Raw genomic sequence first — 18,466 nt, forward strand, 5'->3', positions numbered from 1 at the left:
ACAAAAGAAAAAGGCGAGTTCTGCGCCCCAACGCAAACCCGCCGACGATCATCCGTGGAAAACCACGTATGACAACAACATTACTAACCGTAACACAAAACGCAGAGCCTTCCAAGATGATATGTATTCACAGCACAACGGTTTTTCAGAGGCCTCCTGGTAAGGGCGGCCTCCATTTTAGCAAGTGACATTTTCATCGAACAGTTAAAGTGACATTTTCACAGACGATTGACACATTATCTTATAAAAATGGAGGAAGCCGCTGTGAAACAATTAGAGCAAAAGATTTTGGTGGAAGGGATAGTTTTAAACGATAATGTGCTGAAGGTAGATTCCTTCCTAAATCATCAGGTTGACCCGCAGCTGATGTTCAGCATCGGCCAAATCTTTGCCGAACTTTTTGCAGGGAAAGGGATTACGAAGGTGATTACGCTGGAATCGTCTGGTATTGCTCCGGCAGTCATGGCTGCGCTGCAAATGAATGTGCCACTGATCTTCGCGCGTAAGCGTAAGTCGCTCACCCTTAAAGATGATCTGTATACGGAAAAAATATTCTCTTTCACGAAGCAGGAGGAGAGTGAGGTTACGGTATCGCGCAAGTTTTTGGAAGCAAAGGACCGAGTGCTGATTATCGATGATTTTCTCGCCAATGGAGATGCAGCGCTTGGCTTAGCTCGAATCGTAGAGCAAGCGGGTGCTTCCGTTGCAGGTATCGGCATCGTAATCGAGAAGGCCTTCCAGCCAGGGCGAAATAAGCTGATCGAGCTAGGCTATCTTGTGCATTCCTTGGCAAGAATATCGTCTCTTTCGGGCGGAAAAGTAACCTTTGCACCAGATTTAGCAGCAGTAGACAGCACTGTTGATTGACAATGCAAGCGGCATGTAACTATAATGCTTACATGATGATCGTTTAGGATAAGTTAATTTAAGACAGGCGGTGATAGCGTTGACTAGCAATAGGTTTGCGGTAGCGGTTCATATTATGACGTTACTCGAGACGAGTAAGGCAGCAAGACTGACATCAGACATTATCGCTGGCAGCGTGAATACCAACCCTGTCGTCATCCGAAGAATTATGGGCTTACTGAATAAAGCGGGTCTTGTCGCGACAAGCGCAGGCATTGCAGGTGCCGTCATTACAAGGCCGGCAAATGAGATTACGCTTTACGATATCTACAATGCTGTCCATAATAACGGGCAAGATGAGCTGTTCGCCATTCACGAGAAGCCGAATCCGGCATGCACGGTTGGCCGCCACATTCAGTCTTCGCTTGAAACGGCCTTTAATGAAGCGCAGAAGGCGATGGAGAACAATCTGGCGAGTATCACGCTGGAGAAAATTACACAGGATGTCATGAGTAAGACAGACGAATAAGAATAAATAGATGGAGAGGCCAAACAATGGCCTCTTTTTGTATTCTCTGCAAGTTTTAGCATATTTTCCAGCCTATTCACAAACAATGATATTAAAAGATGAGAGGCGTGTGCAGCAATGGGAATGCAGCAGGACAGTTTAGTTGGAAAAACAAAGCTGGCGATACATCAATTGAAGAAGCGGTTCCCCGTGAGGACAACTGCGGCTGTTGTTCTTTTTGGCGTTATAATGGCTGCCGGAAGCCCGAGCAGCTTTGAGGTATCCGCGAGTAGTGCAATAGCACACGCACAAACTGCTGGAGAGGAAGAAGTGCGCACGGTCGCGGTTATCATTGATGATTTCGGAAACGGAATGAATGGAACGGCTGAGATGATGAAGCTTCCGATCAAAATTACGGCTGCGATCATGCCGTTTATGCCCACGACGAAGCAGGACGCGGAGGAAGCGCATAAACATGGTCATGACGTAATTGTTCATATGCCGATGGAACCGAACAAGGGTCTTAGAAAGTGGCTGGGACCAGGCGCTTTAACGACGGATCTTAGCGATGAAGATGTGCGGAGACGTGTTGAGAATGCGATTGATGATGTGCCGTACGCGATCGGCATGAATAATCATATGGGCTCAAAGGTGACGGCGGACGAGAGGATGATGCGCATTGTACTTGGCGTGTGCAAGGAACGGGGTCTCTTTTTTCTCGATAGCCGGACAACCTACAAAACCGTAGTGCCAAAAATCGCAGCGGAACTCGGTGTTCCGATTGTTTCTAATGATGTGTTTCTCGATGATGTGTATACGGTCCAGCATATCTCAAAACAAATTAGCTTACTTCGCAAGCATCTAGAATCGCATGTTAGCTGCATAACGATAGGTCATGTGGGACCGCCAGGGAAATTCACGGCAGCGGTTCTCCAGCAGTCCATACCCGTTATGCAGCAAAACGTACAATTTGTTAAGCTGACAGCGCTAATTAGCGGAGGCTCAGTGAACGATCCACTTATACTGCCTAATTCCTGACGCAATCGCTTCAGCAACCTCTTGTTGTCGCTTGGGGTCAGTCAGCATGTTACGATCATTTTCGCTGCTAATAAAGCCCATTTCGACGATGACGGCTGGATTTTGGACGCGTTTGAGCAAATAAAACGGCTTTCCTTCCCGCGGGAGGAAGGCCGTATTTTGCTGTCGGTTAAGCGCATCCTGTATGCAAAATGCAAGCAAAGAGCTTTCTCCGCTGTTCTGATGCAGAACAAGAGGGCCTTTCTCCGAACTCTTTTTCGACCAATTCACATGCAAGCTTATGAGCAGCTCGTTGTCAATTTCTTCAGTAAGCTGCCGCCGCTGCGACAAATCCTTGCGATGTCTGGAGCGAGTGACATGCCAGCGATTATCATCGCTCAATGCGTAATCACCTGTACGATTAAGTACTGCGGGTATATTTTGGCTTCGTAAAATAAAATAAAGCTTTCGGGCTACTGCTAAATTAATGTCTTTCTCTAAAATATCGGCTGCGGAGGCGCCTCCGTCAATACCTCCATGACCTGCATCAATGATGATGGCAGTAGACGGCAGCGCCCAATCCTGCTTGGTGCCTACCGGAATTAGCGGCCACGCAAAAGCGATGGTCGAGCTGCTGAGCACAGCAAGCCATATCGCGAGAAAGCTCATAGCCATTTTACGAAACATGCGAGTCATTCCTCCAGATCACTTTGACATACGGTTAGATTGTCTTTTTGATGGATAACTCATGCATGTTTACATTCGATAGCTGCAGGGCAAACTGATCTTATCATTTCATACGGAGTTGAGGGGGAGCAGCAAATGGCAAAAGGCGACGAGTACGTGAAATTTGTGACGGAGAAATTTGTAGCTTATATAGAGACACCGAGGGAAGAGCGAAGGCAATCAAGAACATCAGCCAAAGCGCGAAGAGAGCCTTGGCTGACGCGTTGGTTCGGTTGGGGACCTATGAGTATTTTGCTTTGGTGGCGGGGACGCGCAGAGCGTCAACGGTAAAAGTGGCCAAGTTCAATTAGCAGCGAGACCGGAATATAACGCCGGTCTGAACCATCCTCGCCTGCTTCAAGAGCGACATAAATCTGGCCGCTGTCCCATTTGTTATAACCGACAACGGACCAAACATACAGCATTTGACCTTCGAACAGCTCAGCGGTATAACGGAGCTGTTCTTTGTTGTTGATTTTTGTGAATAAGGATGAATAAGCAGTTGCACTGAGTGCTATCGGTAGGTTTGTTAACCACGGAAGCTTGTCATAAGCATTGAATGAGGGCAAGGATACATGCTTTAAAAGCGTTGCTTTTGCACCGATTTGCATATGTCCTAGATTAGCCGGCATTATTGATTCGGCAGCCAGCCAATCGTTTTCCTGAATAGGAAGGCCTTCGCCGCTGGCAGCATCGGTATAATAGGTTTCCTGCTCAGATGCCACCTTCCAGGCTGCGAGCAGGGGGTTAACATATAAAGCTTCAATTGTGGAGGCGGGTTGCAGCAGCTCAAGCTGCAGAACGGATTTGGAAAGCGTGCCCTCATCAAATGGAGGCCTGCTGCTTGTCCCATACTCACCGAGCTGGTAACCACCCGACTCTACTGCGTGGACAATGAGGTAACCGACCGTAAGTTTATTTTGCTTAACAAGCACTAACCAGCTGTGCGTACCTGGCCCGATCGGGGAAACGACAAGCGATGCTTGCTTCCAAGCTTGAAATGAAGGTTGGGACGCCAGTTCCGCTACCCATTGCTCGGCTTGCTGCTGTACGGGCTCATAGATGGCTGTCGGATTCGAAAGCGCTACCGCAGGCTGCGATTGTAAACCGCCGGAATAGAGGACAAGAGCGGTTAATACACATGCCGCTGTCAGCTTAATAAATTTTTTACGCATATTTTATCACCTCGTTGCTATTGTATCGGACATGCCCTAAGAAGGCTGTTATAACCTGTCACGTGATGGCGGTCTTTCGACCGCCTTTTTTTGACGTATCGCTGCGGATATCGTCTAATCCATGTCAGTCGATGCCTTCAAGATGAAAGATGCCGCAGTTAATGGCGGATGCAGTCACCCGAGGCTCGTACTGCCATTTTATTTCCGATTGCCGTTGCGCGAATTGCTCCTCGATCGCCGGCTTATTTTCTTCAAGCGCATTCTTAATAAGCGGTTCATAATAACCGCTTATTCGCTCAAGTTCCTCTTCAAGTCTTGCAGAGGCACTCTCTGCCCAGCTGTAGTCATACGCGCGAAGCTTTCGTTCAAGCGCTTGCTCCACAATGGCAAGCGCTTTGTTGAAGGAGAGACCGTTTTTGGTAATATGAATATTCGCAGGCAGACGGGGTGTAAGCTTATGGGTGAGCAATCGGTCATAAAACTGCTCTACGCATTGTCCAGTCGCAAGCGATACGCCGAAGCAATGGATTTCCTCGCGTTTGCGGTCGCATGCGAATTCAACGCGCATATTGAGGCCGAGCCATGCGGTATACGGCGTGGATGAAAAAGGATTGCTGCTCCGCTTATCGGGCTCTTGAAACAAATAAACGAAGCTGCCCTTCGCTTTCGCAGCGTCAAAGAGCATATCAAGCTTACGCGCGCCAAAAAACAAGTCCTCGCGCGGCACCCGGGCAGGAGCGGCGAGATTGCCATGAACGAAGCCAAGCGAGCGTCCAAGAGCGGCATTCGCAGCCTCATTTTGAGCGTTTTCTGCGGCATTCAGCTGGATGGCTGCTGTTTCTTCTTTTTTGGCTTCCTCGGCTGCGTCATATTTGTTTTTGTCTGTAACGAACAGGAAGGTCATCGTCTCCGGTTCAGCGTTGACCCTGTCCACGAAGCTCCAATAATACGGACGGTTTGTCAGCTCGCGATCTGCGAGAGGAGAGAGCTTGACCGTAAAGTGGCTGGGTGATTTCTCTAAAATGGAACACTCTGTCGCCTCTAAATATCGATTTACAAATTTGTGCACCTGCTTCTCGTTCAAGGCTGCACCTCCACGGTTTGTCCAAGCGTATCCAAATTAACAAGCAGATCGGGGCAGGCGGGCAGCGGGTTTTCGCCAATCAATACCTCTTCCCGGATTCGGCTGAGCGAGGAGCCCAAATGATTGATTTTCTTTTTTAAATCGGTCTCATTGCCGGATTCAAGCAGCATTTTGGCAAGGCGCTGCTCCAATGAGCCATCGCCCTTCTCGAAGCGCTCTAGAATATGGTCAAGCTCACCAATCACTAGCTCGAACAGATTGATCTTTTCATGCAATAAATTTACGATATGCTCTTCGATCGTGCCGATAGTGCACAGATTGTATATTTTCACGTCTTCTGTTTGGCCTAGGCGATGCACGCGGCCAATACGCTGCTCCACTCTCATGGGGTTCCATGGTAAATCAAAGTTAATCATATGGTGGCAAAATTGAAGATTGATGCCTTCGCCACCAGCTTCCGTAGCGATCAGGATTTGTGCGCGGCCGCGGAATAAATCCATCATCCAATCCTTTTTGCCCCGGTTCATACCGCCTCGATAAGGAACGGCAATCATGTTCTGCGCGCGGAAAAACTGCAGCAAATATTCTTGGGTAGCCCGGTACTCCGTAAAAATGATAACCTTGTCATTCATTTCTTTGACAAGCTCCATCGCTTTTTCAGCTTTCGTATTTGCTTTAATACTGCGGATTTTCTCCACAAGCTCCCAAATTTTTGGACGCATAGGGGAGTCCTCGGCTGTTTTCTTGAATAGATTAACGAGTGTTAAAAATACGGCGTCCCGGCTGCTGCACACCTCGCGCTGCAGCGTAACGAGAGAGAGCATGCTGGACAAATCGCCGCCGCTTTCTTCGTATCTCTCCTTTACAAATCCGGTTACCGCATCATAGAGAGCCTTCTCATCCTCGGATAAGGTGAGCGGGATGTTTTTGACAAAACGTTTCGTAAAATGAATGCCGCCGTCACCTCGGCGGTTGCGGATCATCACGCCGGAGAGCGCTTCCTGCAGCTGATCTTCATTTTTCGGCACGCGTTTATCGACGACAAAATTAGCGGCAAAGTCGCTTAAACCGCCAAGCTGACCGGGCTTGAGCAGCGTGATGAGATTGAACAGCTCATCCATATCGTTTTGAATCGGAGTGGCAGTCAGCAGCAGGCAATATTTTTTGCGTAAAAGATTAGCGAACTGATAGTTCGTCGTTTTCTTGTTTTTCAGTTTATGTGCCTCGTCAATAATGATGAGGTCGTAGTCCGTTCCGAGAACAAGCTCGCGGTGCGGTTCCCTCTTTGCGGTATCGATGGATGCAACCACCACATCGTAGCCCCAAGTATGCGCTTTTTTCTGGGCTACGGCAGAAATGCCGAACTTTTGATTAAGCTCTCGCACCCATTGCAGGACAAGTGAAGCTGGTACGAGAATTAAAACGCGTTTTGCTAATCCGCGAACGATATATTCTTTGAGAACGAGCCCCGCTTCTATCGTTTTGCCGAGACCAACCTCATCAGCAAGAATCGCGCGTCCGCCCATTTCGTGAACAACCTTGCGCGCCGTGCTGATTTGATGCGGCATCGGCTCGAAGGATGGCAGCGATCGCAGGCACAGCAGCTGCTCGAAGCTTTCGATTCGTTTCGCCTGCTCAGCCTCCATCGCGAGCTGATATAACGTCCAATCATCCCATGGACCGCCCCGCGTCAAACGGTTTTGCAGCTCTTCAAACCATGAGCGGTCACATTGCAGGTCGACAAGTGGATGAAGCTTACGGGTTGTGATAGCGTGTCCCGCTTCGGCCGAGGCAGCCTGCGGCGTTGTATGGAATGTCATCTGGTCCAGCTCCTTCCGCAGTAAAAGGGATAAGTTGTAATCAGTATTACCCTTTCATCCAATAATAATAAGATGATGCTTAAAAAAGAGTATGGACAAGAAAAAGAATGAGAAAGGGCATGTAAGCGGCTGGGATTGTTATTTTCAGCCATATACAAGCATGAAAATCAATATATAGTATAGTATAATCGTTATATCACACAACATATTGTGCTATATGCATATCATAGCTATACATATGCTTGCAGCGCGGTAGTTCGAAGGAGGAAGCAGCTACGATGGAGACGTCTAACGTAAAACGACTTGAGGGACTAAGTGAAAAAATATTTTTGGACCGCTACGCTTGGAAAAATGCCGATACAAGCAATACAAAGGTAGGGGATATCGTACTCGTCCTGACGAAGGACGATCCGAAGTTCCCGGTGAAGGAAGTCGGGGAAGTGATCGCGCGCGAAGGCAGCGTGGTGACAGTGAGGCTTAGAAGCGGAGAGCTAGTGAAGTCTAGCATCGAGAAGCTAACGCTGACAATCGAGAAGACGCCAGAGGAAATGTGGGATCGACTAGCCGGCGCAATGGCCTCGGTTGAGAATGAGCCGGATAAGAAGAAGGAATGGCAGGAGCGATTTAGATATATTTTGGATGATTGGAAGCTCGTTCCCGGAGGACGAATTGCTGCGGGCGCAGGCGCAAGCGAGGAGCTGACTTTATTTAATTGTTACGTCGTCCCATCACCGAAGGACAGCCGCGGCGGGATTATAACCACCCTATCGGAAATGACTGAAATCATGGCACGCGGCGGAGGGGTAGGGATGAATCTATCTTCGCTGCGACCGCGCCGCGCAATTGTGGCAGGGGTTAATGGTTCATCTAGCGGCGCGGTTTCATGGGGAGGATTATTTAGCTATACGACGGGGTTAATCGAACAGGGCGGCAGCCGCAGAGGCGCCTTGATGCTTATGTTGAATGATTGGCATCCGGATATATTGGAATTCATCACGGTCAAGCAAACGATGGGCCAAGTCACGAATGCAAATTTATCGGTTTGCGTAAGCAACGCTTTCATGCAGGCGGTGAAGGAAGATCTGGATTGGGAGCTTGTTTTCCCGGATACGAAGGAAGCAGGCTATGACGAGCTGTGGAATGGCGATCTTGAGGAATGGAAACGCCTTGGCCGAAAAATTATTCCTTACAAAACGGTGCGCGCCCGCGAGATTTGGCAAGCCATTATCGAATCAGCTTGGAAATCTGCCGAGCCAGGTGTTGTTTTCATGGAATATTATAATCAAATGTCGAACAGCTGGTATTTTAATCCGATTATTAGTACAAATCCATGTTTTCATCCGGAATCACGTATTTCTACAGAATTCGGAATGATAAGGATTGAGGATTTATATAAACGGGTAGGAAATATGTCTTTTAATATTTTTACTGACAACCGATTAGTTCGACAAGCAAATGTTGTTGGCGGGCGAAGTTATGAGGCTGTTGGTACAGATATTCAAACAGCTACTGTTTATCCTACTGAAATAAAACAAACGATAAAAATCACATTGAGTAATGGGATGAATCTGAAAGTTACACCGGAACATCGTATTTATACGACGTCAGGTTGGAAAGAAGCGCAACATTTGACACAAGAAGATACGGTTTATATCCAATCTGGAGCAGGCCAATTTGCTGATCATGACCATCTAGGAAAAGATTGGGGAATGTTTCTAGGATGGCTGACTGGTGATGGGTGGCTTTCCAAACGTGGCGATATTGGTATGGTGTTTGGTCAAGACGATGAAGAAGTTATACCTCTTATGATAGAGGCTGGGAAGAAATTCAGCGGTGCAGAAGCCAAGGTTTATAAACGAGAGAATGGCACAAGTCATCTATTTTGGTGGCGCAAAGCTTTTCGGGAACAGTTAATAGAAATTGGAATAAAAGCTGTACCTGCAGGAGAGAAAGAGGTTCCTAATTGTATTTTTACAGCTTCAAAAGAAACAATAGTTGCATATCTACAAGCTTTATTTAGTGCTGACGGGACGGTATATGATAAAGATGTGATGCACCGCTCTGTTCGCTTAACATCATCTTCTATTAAATTGTTGCAGGATGTCCAACTTTTAATGATAAACTTCGGTATACACGGACATATTTATAATCGCAATAAGAAGCAACAAAAATTGTTTACTTATACATCGAAAAATGGAGAACAGCGAACTTACCAAGGTAAGCCGTTTTTTGAATTAGTCATATCTGGAAATAATATTGTAGTTTTTAAAGAAGAGATTGGTTTTAAGTTTATTGTAAGAAAGCAACTGGCTCTCGAAGGAATATCTCGACGATCCCGAAAAAGTGAGAAGTTTATTTCTAAGGTGGTATCGATAACAAACGCGGAGTTGGTTCAGGTTTATGATATAAATGAGCCTGTTACTAACACATTAATTGCCAATGGGATGGTTGTTCATAACTGCGGAGAACAAGGCTTGCCGGGCTGGGGAGTATGCAACTTATCTGCGGTGAACTTATCTAAGTTTTTTGATGAGGAGAGGCATGACGTCGCATGGGAGGAACTCGGGAAGGTGACGAGGTGGTCGGTACGGTTTCTGGATAATGTTATCGACAAGACCCCTTATCATTTTGAAGAAAATGAACGCAACCAGAAGCTGGAACGACGCATCGGGCTCGGTACGATGGGGCTGGCAGAGCTTATGATTAAGCTGGGCATTCGCTATGGAAGCGCGGAATCCTTGGTCTTTATGGATAAGTTGTACGCTTTTATGGCTAGAGAATCGTATTTGGCATCCACAGAAATTGCGTCAGAGAAAGGATCATTCCAAGCCTTTGATGCAGACAAATATGTGAAAAGCGGTTTTATGAAGCATATGATTGAACAATTTCCGGAGATCGGAGAGGCTGTTGCCGATAAGGGAATGCGCAATGTGACCGTTATTACGCAGGCGCCTACCGGAAGCACGGGGACCATGGTCGGAACCTCGACTGGCATAGAGCCTTATTTTGCATTCGAATATTACCGTCAGAGCCGTCTTGGCTACGACAAGCAGGATGTACCTATTGCGGCGGCATGGAAGGAATCGCATCCAGGCGAGGAGCTGCCCGAATATTTTGTAACGTCTATGAGCTTGTCCGCCGAGGATCATATCCGAGTGCAGGCGACGATTCAGCGCTGGGTAGACAGCTCAATCTCAAAGACGGCGAATTGTCCTGCGGACTTTACAGTAGAAGAAACAGGGCGGCTGTATGAGCTGGCATTTGAGCTGGGATGCAAAGGGGTGACCATTTACCGGGATGGCAGTCGAGATGTTCAGGTGCTTTCAACGACGAAGGATAAAGGACCTGAGCATAAAGCGGGAGTAACGACGAATGAACAACAATCCGCAGCTTTATCGTCGCCGAATGTGGATAGCGAGGATTATTTTGACGCTGATTTGGTAGAAGCGGCAGTCCCGGCGATTCAATCGGAGCGGGTACTCGATAAACAATATAAACGAAGACCGCAGGTGCTGAGAGGTGCAACCTATAAGGTGAACACGCCATTTGGCATGGCTTATATTACGATTAACGATCTGATTGGCACGCCTGGCGAAATCTTTTTGAACGTAGGCAAAGCGGGCTCTGATGTATTTGCGATGGCTGAAGCATTGGGCCGCGTCTGTTCTTTGTTTCTGCGTTACGGTGATCACGGAAATAAAGTTAAACTGCTAATTAAACACTTGAAAGGAATCGGCGGCTCGGGAGCGATCGGGTTTGGCGCTAATCGGGTAGAGTCCATTGCCGATGCCGTAGCCAAATCGCTGGAGCTCCATATGGAGAGCGGGGAGGAACATTCTGCTGCTGCTGAGCTCATTCCCGTGAAGACTGAGAGTAAGAACTATCAGGCAGTCGAAGGCTCTTCCAGAGATTTATGCCCTTCCTGCGGTTCTGCATCGCTGATCAATATTGAGGGCTGCAAGCAGTGCGCGAATTGCGGATTTAGTAAGTGTTAGGCAATCTAATTTTAATAAACATTCTGTATTGTTGTGACTGACTGTGTGTGTGAAATTCCATAATTAAGTGATATTCATTATTTCCGTAAAAATATACATTGGGCTAGGTAATTATGAATAATTGTCTAGCCCAATTACTTTAACTAGTAAGAGATAATTTAGCAGGCGACCGGGAAACTTTCCGATCGCCTGTTGTATTTACTGATCCATATTTAGCTTATAAATTTCGGTGAATGCCTTAGAGGAACATTATGGCCTGCTGACGTGATTTGCGATAAGCGCCGGGGGCATCACCGATATGCTTGCGAAAAATTTTTGAGAAATGATGCAGGTCGGCAAATCCGCAATATTCGGCGATGGTGTGAAGCGGATATTTCGTTTGCTGCAGCAGCTCGCAAGCATGGCGAAGCCTAAGCTGCAGTAAATATTGATGCGGCGGTTGACCGAATTGCTGCTTGAATACCGTTCTGAATCTTGATGGTGAAAGATTGGCTCGGCTCGCCATCTCTTCAATGGTAATAGATTCGGCTAAATGCATATGAAGGTATGAAGTCATCCACTTTAATGAAGTGTCAGACGTTGCCGTATTCAAGCTTCGTTCAGCATGATCCTGAAGCAGCATGATGATGAGTTCGGTTGCGTAGCCTTGCGCTTCTAAACGGTTTAAGAGGTCGTGCCTGTTCCAGCATTCAACCATTCTAAGCATGGTATCCTTGAAGCGAAACGGGTCGTGAGGCTTGAATCGGCTAGGAATATGCAATCCTGCCATGTCGTTTATGCGAGGCTGAAGCAAATGGAGATAAGCCGTTAAATCCGTTTGCCCTGCCTTGGTTGGAAAGCTTTCCTTGCGCTGCGAATGATAGAAAATATCCAAATGGGCAAATGGTGTGATCGTGTGCGTCAGCCCTTCGAGCGTATGCAGCGTACCAGGTTGCAGCAGGCAGAAATCACCTGCTTGGTAATCCGTTGCGACGCCTTCTTCCGTCACTCTAAGCGTACCTTCCTGAATATAGATCAGCAAGTAGTCAAGCAGTCTTCTTTCATGCGTAAACCAAGGCAACCGCACGGCGAAATCGCATTCCCTTATATACGGAAGAACAGGCGAGCTATCCAGCAATTCGGTTAATGTTAGCATGATATCCCTTTCATTTGAAAGACGTCCAACCTCTGTACTGCTCTACAGCCATTCTAAAGTAAACAGTCATTTTTGACAATAAATCGGTCAGTTCCCACAAAGAATTTAATGACGGTATGACTCTACAATAGAACGTGCAAGGAACGTGAAATTGTAGACAGGAGATGTTACACATGGAAACCGTTGACGATGAAAAGCTGCCTCGAATTGATCAAAATTTTGAACTGACGAATAGTCAAATAACCGATTATGGAAAGAACGGACATATCCTGCTGCGGAACGTAGCAACGGAAGATGAAATCGCGGCTTATAGACCTATTATGAGTGAACTGGTGAGGAAGCTGAACTACCAAGATAAACCAATGGAGGAAAGGGATACGTACGGCAAAGCATTTATTCAGATTGGTAACGTATGGAAAAGGAACGAAAAGCTAGCTCGATTTGTTTTAGCTGAACGCTTTGCCAAAATTGCCGCAGATCTCATGGGAGTGGACGGCGTTCGGATCTACCATGATCAAGCCTTATATAAAGAACCGGGCGGAGGACACACGCCTTGGCATCAGGATCAAATCTATTGGCCGCTCGATACGGACAAAACAATTACGTTATGGATGCCGCTCGTTCCTATCTCAGAGGAGGTAGGGTCTATGACTTTTGTTTCTGAATCTCATCTGAATGGGTTCTTAAGCAGGGAGCTCATTTCGGATGAATCGCATCGGACACTGAAGACCTATATCGAAGGAAAAGGATTGACACAAGTGAATTACGGGGCAATGGCTGCAGGCGACGCAACCTTCCACGCAGGCTGGACTCTGCACTCGGCTCCGGGGAATCCCACGGACGTGATGCGTGAAGTAATAACCATTATCTATTATGCTGACGGAACTAAGGTTGCGGAACCGGACAGCAATTCTCGCAAAAGCGATTTGCAAAACTGGCTGCCTGGCTGCCAAGTCGGAGATTTAGCGGCAAGTCTGCTCAATCCGATTGTCTATAGCAATTACAATCAAAATGGAAGCGAGTTAAGGTGAGGGGCCAAATCCCATCCCTTCATCCCTTCCATATAAAATGTTATAAAACCCGATCGCATTAGATCGGGTTTTTGTGAAATCATAATAGATGATCGTTGTTAAGCGGGTATTGAGAGGAGGACGTGTTTTGAAGGTTGGGAAATTAGCGAAGCTTTCTCTGAAAAAACGTATGCTTATTATCATTCTAACAAGCTCGCTTATTCCACTCTCCTTAATCGGGACTCTTTCGTATTACAAAATGTATGCGATGTTGAACAATAAAATCGAAGCGAGCGTTCAGAATAATTTGCAGCAGGTTGCGCTTTCGCTTGAGAATACGATATCTAACCTGAATTATGTGACGCAGCAGATGGCTTTTGAAGGGAATGTAGGTCGTGGTTTACAGAACTATTTGAATACGGAAAACGTGTACGAGAAGTCGCGGTTGGATAAGGAGCTTATTACGAAACTAAATATTATAAACTTTTCCAATCCTTCCATTGGATTGATGTCTTATTATTTTAAAAACGAGAAGAGCTTTCTATTTCAAAATTTCCCCACAAAAAAGGACTTTCATCTGGAAGACTTACCAGTCTTACAGCGGTTTGATAATATCACGTATTATGGTCCGCATAAATCGGGGAACCGCTTCGACGATAGCAACGTCATCTCCGTGTTCCGGCATGTCAATGTCCTAGACCAGGAGGATGTTTACGTCTATGTGGAGACGAGTTATAAATTCACCCAGAAAATATTGCAGAGCAACCAGAAGGGCATGCATGTAGACCATCTCATCGTCAATGATAAGGGCGTGGTCAGCTATAGTGAGAATGCGTTGGATTTTCCCGTTGGTTCGGTGTACCCAGGTGACAATACGTCAGGTAAATCCGCTGGCTATAAGGACTATTATTTATTTCGTAATGTAAGCAATCAAGGGTGGAGCGTTGTTTCGGTCATCCCCCAGCTCGAATATAACAAGGAAATATCGGAATGGTTTAAGCAATTTTTCGGTTTCTCTTTTCTGTCCATCGCCGTTAGCTTGCTGCTTGGATGGATCCTTTGGCGGATGGTGTACGTTCCGCTTACGAAGTTTAATAAAGAAATCATGCAGCTTACGAACCAAAACTTTCATTCGGAATTAAAGACGACGCATATACCCGAATTTGACCGCTTGCTTAAACAGTTTTGGAATATGCGCTTACGGATTTGGGAGCTCCTAGCTGAAGTGAAGCAAACGGAGAAAAAAAAGGCAGACCTTGAAGTGGAGAAGCTGATGTATCAGATCAATCCACACTTTCTCTATAACACGCTCGATACGGTCTGTTGGATCGCGCGCTTGAACGGTCAAGATGAGATCGATGGACTTGCCACCTCGCTCAACAAGCTGCTCCATTATAATTTGGACAAGCAGGGCCAAGATACGACAATCAAACAAGAAATTGACGCACTGAAAGAATATTTGAATTTGCAGCAAATTCGGTACGACTTTCGCTTTGACGTTCAAATCGAAGCGGATGCTTCCATCGGGGATCTGGAAATCCCAAGGTTTATCTTGCAGCCTATCGTTGAGAATGCGCTGTACCATGGCCTAGGGGATGACGGGGTTATCCATGTACAGGTTCGATTAGAGGAAGCATCCCATGTCGTTCTTTCCGTCGCCGATAATGGAATCAGTTTGTCCGAGGAAAAAATTGAAAAGCTGCTTCATAATGAACGCGGCGAAAACAAAAAAATGGGATTTGGCATCGGCATGAATTACATTAAGCGGGTGCTTTCATCTCGCTACGGTTCGGAAGCCGAATTGCAAATTAAGAGTAATGAGGCTGGAGGAACCACTGTTTTGATGCGAATTCCTTTGAAGAAGGACGGTGAATAGGTTGAACGTGCTGATTGTGGACGATGATAAATTGGTCCGTAAAGGGCTGATTGTTCTGATGCCTTGGCAGAAATTCGGGCTGAAGGTTATCGGTGAAGCGGCAAACGGTGAGGCTGCGCTTCAATTTTTGGAGAACAACGACGTTGATATACTTATAACGGATTTGGCCATGCCTGTCATGTCGGGCATTGAATTAATGCGTACCGTCCGGATCCGTTACCCTAACATCTGGCTGGTGGTCTTAACTTTTCATCAGGATTTCGAATATATACAAGAGTCGCTCCGTCTTGGAGCGATCGATTATATCGTTAAGCTGCAGTTGGAAAAGGAAAAAATGGATGATGTTCTCACACGCATTATGGGGCGGATAACGGAGGAAACAGGGAAACGAAATTCCACTCAACGAAACTTGCCGGAGAAGAACGAACCCTTACATTTTCAAAGCGGCAGCGGCGTAGCTTTAATATCCTTGAATACCGATGCCGAACAAGACGATCAATGGCCTGAGCGTTTGCCGTTAAATCCGGGCGATTACTTGACGGAAGCGGAACAGGGAGTATGGCTGTGGGTTCGGGAAAGCGGGGAAGCCGACTGGCTTACGGAGAAGAATTTACATGAGTGTCTACAGATCGAGCCTGACATCGTGATCATTAGATTGTCCGATCTTGAAGGTTTTGAGAAGTCGGCAGCCGTCAAATGGCTTCGGGAATTCCGCCACCGGGGATTGTTGTATGAATTGGAAGATGGTAAGCGTTATTATAACGTTTCCCTTGTTTCGGAGCAGCAAAACAGACCGATTGTATTCGATGAAGATATTCTCGATATGCATAAACGGTGGTCATCACTAGCGTGGGTGAACAATGACCTCATATTCGACCGGTTTCAAGCGGAGCTGAAGCAGATGATGCTGTCGAAGGAGAAGCTGGAAAGTATTTTTTATTCGGCTTTTCGCGAGTGGGAACGAACGTTGTCCACCGGGCAGTTATCGGTTTGCAACCCGATCGGCAGTTTAATGTACTGGTATGAATGGGTTGAATGGCTAGGGGAGATTAGAAGGAGCATGATCGAATTAACGAATAAAGCGATGTATTCGAGGCCGATCGTCGAAAGCATCTTGAAGGCGGCAGATTTAATTGCTCAAGATATTACGCAGCAAATCGGCCTCATTGAGATGGCGAACTCGGTCAATATGAGCCGAAGTTACTTCAGCCAGTGCTTTAAGGATATTTTAGGAAAGCCGTTTAACGAGTATATCCGCGATAGGCGTATAGCCAAAGCAGAGGAGCTGCTCGCGCAAACGGGCATCCCTATCATCCGGATTGCAGAAAAGACCGGATACCCGAACGAAAAGTATTTTAGCCGGCTCTTTCGCGAACAGACAGGTATGACGCCAAGCGATTACCGCCAACAGCAGAAACAGGGTGCACAATTATCCGATGAATAGAATAGTATCATCCGTTACGGCGTGAAGAATCGTATTTAAAAGTACGATTCTACACGATACTAAGGACGCTGGATACTCCCTTCGGGAGTTTTTTCTGTTTTATAATGAAAACGCAAACAATAATAACTTAGGAAAGGGTGGGGGAATTGAAGGCTACGAAAATGCTCGGCCTATTATTAGCTGCCTCTCTCGTATTTACTGGTTGCAGCGCCAACAACATCTCCGATACATCGAAGCCTGATGAGCAGCAAGTATCCGACGATCAGCCGGTGGATCCGTTTCGTCTGCCTGAGCCGGTAGAGGTGAAGGTCATTAAATCCGTTCTTCCGGACCTCAATATGGAAGCTGGCGAGACGATTGAAGACAATGCATATACCAAGTATGTTTTCGAAAGAACGAATATTAAAACAAAGGTGATGTGGTACGCTTCGTCAACGGACTATGATCAAAAAATGCAGCTGGCGATTGCAAGCAATGACATTCCAGACATGATGGTCGTGGACGAGAAGACGTTCAGGGCCATGGCAGCATCAAATCAGCTTGAAGATTTGACAAAGGTATATGAGAAATACGTAACGCCGGAAATTAAAAAGTTCTATCAAGCAACGGATAATAAGGTCATCGATTCCGCGACGTACGGTGGAAAATTGCTCGCCATACCGAGCGTAGGCATTCAAGCAGATGCTCCTTCCATGCTTTGGGTTCGTCAGGACTGGCTGGATAAGCTTGGTCTTCAGCCTCCCAAAAACATCGGGGAATTGAGAGGCATGCTGAAAGCGTTCGTAGAGCAGGACCCGGATGGAAACGGCAGTGCTGATACGATCGGCTTAACCGGCAACAACGTGAACCTCTCTGCTCAGGGAGGCGGCCTGCACGATTTCAAAGGGATTTTTATCGCATTCAAGTCGTATCCGTTAACTTGGGTGAAAGACGAAGCGGGCAATACCGTATATGGTTCTACGATGCCGGAAACGAAAGAAGCGTTAGCCGTTATCCGCGACATGTACAAGGAAGGCCTTATCGATAAAGAGTTCGCACTGAGGAAGAGTCCGGAAGAGCTCGTAGCAAGCGGCAAAGCGGGTGCGTTCTTCGGTCCTTGGTGGACGCCGTGGGCATTGACCGGTTCGGTCAAGAACGATCCGAAAGCGGATTGGAAAGCTTATATGGTTGCGGACAAACAAGGCGAATACAACATTGCCTTGCTGCCGGCGGCCCAGTCTTATCTGGTCGTGAAGAAAGGCTTCAAGCATCCGGAAGCGGCAATCGTCTATGCCAATATGTACGATCAAGTGTCCCATACGCCAAATGAAAAGGAAAAAGAATTGATTGTAGGCCATTCTTTGTGGCCGTTAACGATTATCACGGATTATCCGAACGCCGCAACGATCAAGCACGAGCTTCTCGTGGATGCGTTAGCAGGCAAGGTCGATCCGGATACCTTGGATGGCGAAATGCAATTGGTTTACAAGCAGGCGCTCAAAGACAAGGAAAACCCTAGAGCGAATGCCGATGATTGGGCCGCTCCGCATGCATATCTGGAGGGGGCCGGCGTTCTGAAGCTAGAGATGAACGCGACCGATCCCGTATTCAATACGTCGACGAAGACGATGGAACGCAGATGGGCTAATTTGCAGAAGCTGGAAAATGAAACGTTTTACAAGATCGTGCTTGGAAGTTTGGAATTGAATGCGTTCGATAAGTTTGTGGAGGATTGGAAGGCCGAGGGCGGAACGACGATTATAAAAGAAATCGATGAAGAAATATTGAAATAGTTCATGAACGATACGAAGTGCTGCGGATTGTCGCAGCGCTTGCCAGTATCGGCGGTTT

At 46.8% G+C, this 18,466-nt stretch carries 14 protein-coding genes and 1 pseudogene; 10 read left to right on the forward strand and 5 right to left on the reverse strand.

Features of this window, described 5'->3' with window-relative positions; translation table 11 throughout:
* From RCO25_RS35125 to RCO25_RS20100, 4 genes and pseudogenes are all read left to right on the forward strand, one after another.
* A pseudogene (locus tag RCO25_RS35125) lies at positions 1-163 on the forward strand (ISNCY family transposase); the annotation flags it as partial.
* A 101-nt stretch (positions 164-264) separates the two neighbouring features.
* Positions 265-867 (forward strand): xanthine phosphoribosyltransferase, encoded by a 603-nt coding sequence (locus RCO25_RS20090; RefSeq protein ID WP_308997911.1) that lies wholly within the window; start codon positions 265-267, stop codon positions 865-867.
* Between the two features lie 79 nt (positions 868-946).
* A complete protein-coding gene (locus tag RCO25_RS20095) occupies positions 947-1,375 on the forward strand; it encodes an Rrf2 family transcriptional regulator (protein ID WP_308997912.1) in 429 nt (142 codons plus the stop codon).
* 117 nt (positions 1,376-1,492) lie between these two features.
* Positions 1,493-2,392, forward strand: a complete 900-nt coding sequence (locus RCO25_RS20100) for a divergent polysaccharide deacetylase family protein (RefSeq protein ID WP_308997913.1) — start codon at positions 1,493-1,495, stop codon at positions 2,390-2,392.
* Here RCO25_RS20100 and RCO25_RS20105 read toward each other — a convergent pair.
* Positions 2,357-3,058 (reverse strand): N-acetylmuramoyl-L-alanine amidase family protein, encoded by a 702-nt coding sequence (locus RCO25_RS20105; protein WP_308997914.1) that lies wholly within the window; start codon positions 3,056-3,058, stop codon positions 2,357-2,359. The two genes, RCO25_RS20100 and RCO25_RS20105, sit on opposite strands and share 36 nt — an antisense overlap.
* A 135-nt stretch (positions 3,059-3,193) precedes the next feature.
* Between RCO25_RS20105 and RCO25_RS20110 the strand changes: the two genes are divergently transcribed.
* Complete coding sequence (locus RCO25_RS20110; protein WP_308997915.1) at positions 3,194-3,388, forward strand: YqzE family protein; 195 nt, start codon at positions 3,194-3,196, stop codon at positions 3,386-3,388.
* On the opposite strand, the gene RCO25_RS20115 is transcribed toward RCO25_RS20110, so the two are convergent.
* The 3 genes from RCO25_RS20115 to RCO25_RS20125 all read right to left on the reverse strand — a co-directional run bounded on the left by RCO25_RS20115 (position 3,379) and on the right by RCO25_RS20125 (position 7,176).
* Positions 3,379-4,272 carry a hypothetical protein gene (locus RCO25_RS20115; protein WP_308997916.1) on the reverse strand — a complete coding sequence of 298 codons (894 nt, stop codon included), beginning with the start codon at positions 4,270-4,272 and terminating at the stop codon, positions 3,379-3,381. The genes RCO25_RS20110 and RCO25_RS20115 overlap by 10 nt on opposite strands.
* Positions 4,273-4,396: 124 nt before the next feature.
* A complete protein-coding gene (locus tag RCO25_RS20120; protein ID WP_308997917.1) occupies positions 4,397-5,356 on the reverse strand; it encodes a YqhG family protein in 960 nt (319 codons plus the stop codon).
* Positions 5,353-7,176, reverse strand: coding sequence for a DEAD/DEAH box helicase (locus RCO25_RS20125; RefSeq protein ID WP_308997918.1), 1,824 nt, complete (start codon positions 7,174-7,176; stop codon positions 5,353-5,355). Before RCO25_RS20125 ends, RCO25_RS20120 begins: the two co-directional genes overlap by 4 nt.
* Positions 7,177-7,454: 278 nt before the next feature.
* On the opposite strand from RCO25_RS20125, the gene RCO25_RS20130 reads away from it, so the two are divergent.
* Entirely contained in the window at positions 7,455-11,171 is a 3,717-nt protein-coding gene (locus tag RCO25_RS20130) for an LAGLIDADG family homing endonuclease (RefSeq protein WP_308997919.1), read from the forward strand.
* Between the two features lie 238 nt (positions 11,172-11,409).
* Here the strand turns inward: RCO25_RS20130 and RCO25_RS20135 are convergent, their stop codons facing one another.
* On the reverse strand, positions 11,410-12,306 hold the full coding sequence (locus RCO25_RS20135) for an AraC family transcriptional regulator (protein ID WP_308997920.1): 897 nt from the start codon (positions 12,304-12,306) through the stop codon (positions 11,410-11,412).
* 173 nt (positions 12,307-12,479) lie between these two features.
* On the opposite strand from RCO25_RS20135, the gene RCO25_RS20140 reads away from it, so the two are divergent.
* The 4 genes from RCO25_RS20140 (at position 12,480) to RCO25_RS20155 (ending at position 18,408) form a co-directional block, all read left to right on the forward strand.
* Positions 12,480-13,337: a phytanoyl-CoA dioxygenase family protein gene (locus tag RCO25_RS20140; protein ID WP_308997921.1), complete on the forward strand. Its 858-nt coding sequence runs from the start codon at positions 12,480-12,482 to the stop codon at positions 13,335-13,337.
* Positions 13,338-13,464: 127 nt separating this feature from the next.
* Positions 13,465-15,192 (forward strand): sensor histidine kinase, encoded by a 1,728-nt coding sequence (locus RCO25_RS20145; RefSeq protein WP_308997922.1) that lies wholly within the window; start codon positions 13,465-13,467, stop codon positions 15,190-15,192.
* Positions 15,193-15,199: 7 nt separating this feature from the next.
* Positions 15,200-16,636: a response regulator transcription factor gene (locus RCO25_RS20150; protein WP_308997998.1), complete on the forward strand. Its 1,437-nt coding sequence runs from the start codon at positions 15,200-15,202 to the stop codon at positions 16,634-16,636.
* Positions 16,637-16,782: 146 nt separating this feature from the next.
* Positions 16,783-18,408 carry a type 2 periplasmic-binding domain-containing protein gene (locus RCO25_RS20155; RefSeq protein WP_308997923.1) on the forward strand — a complete coding sequence of 542 codons (1,626 nt, stop codon included), beginning with the start codon at positions 16,783-16,785 and terminating at the stop codon, positions 18,406-18,408.
* Positions 18,409-18,466: the final 58 nt, after the last annotated feature.

This window comes from Paenibacillus sp. LHD-38, assembly GCF_031157315.1.
Classification (GTDB): Bacteria; Bacillota; Bacilli; order Paenibacillales; family Paenibacillaceae; genus Pristimantibacillus.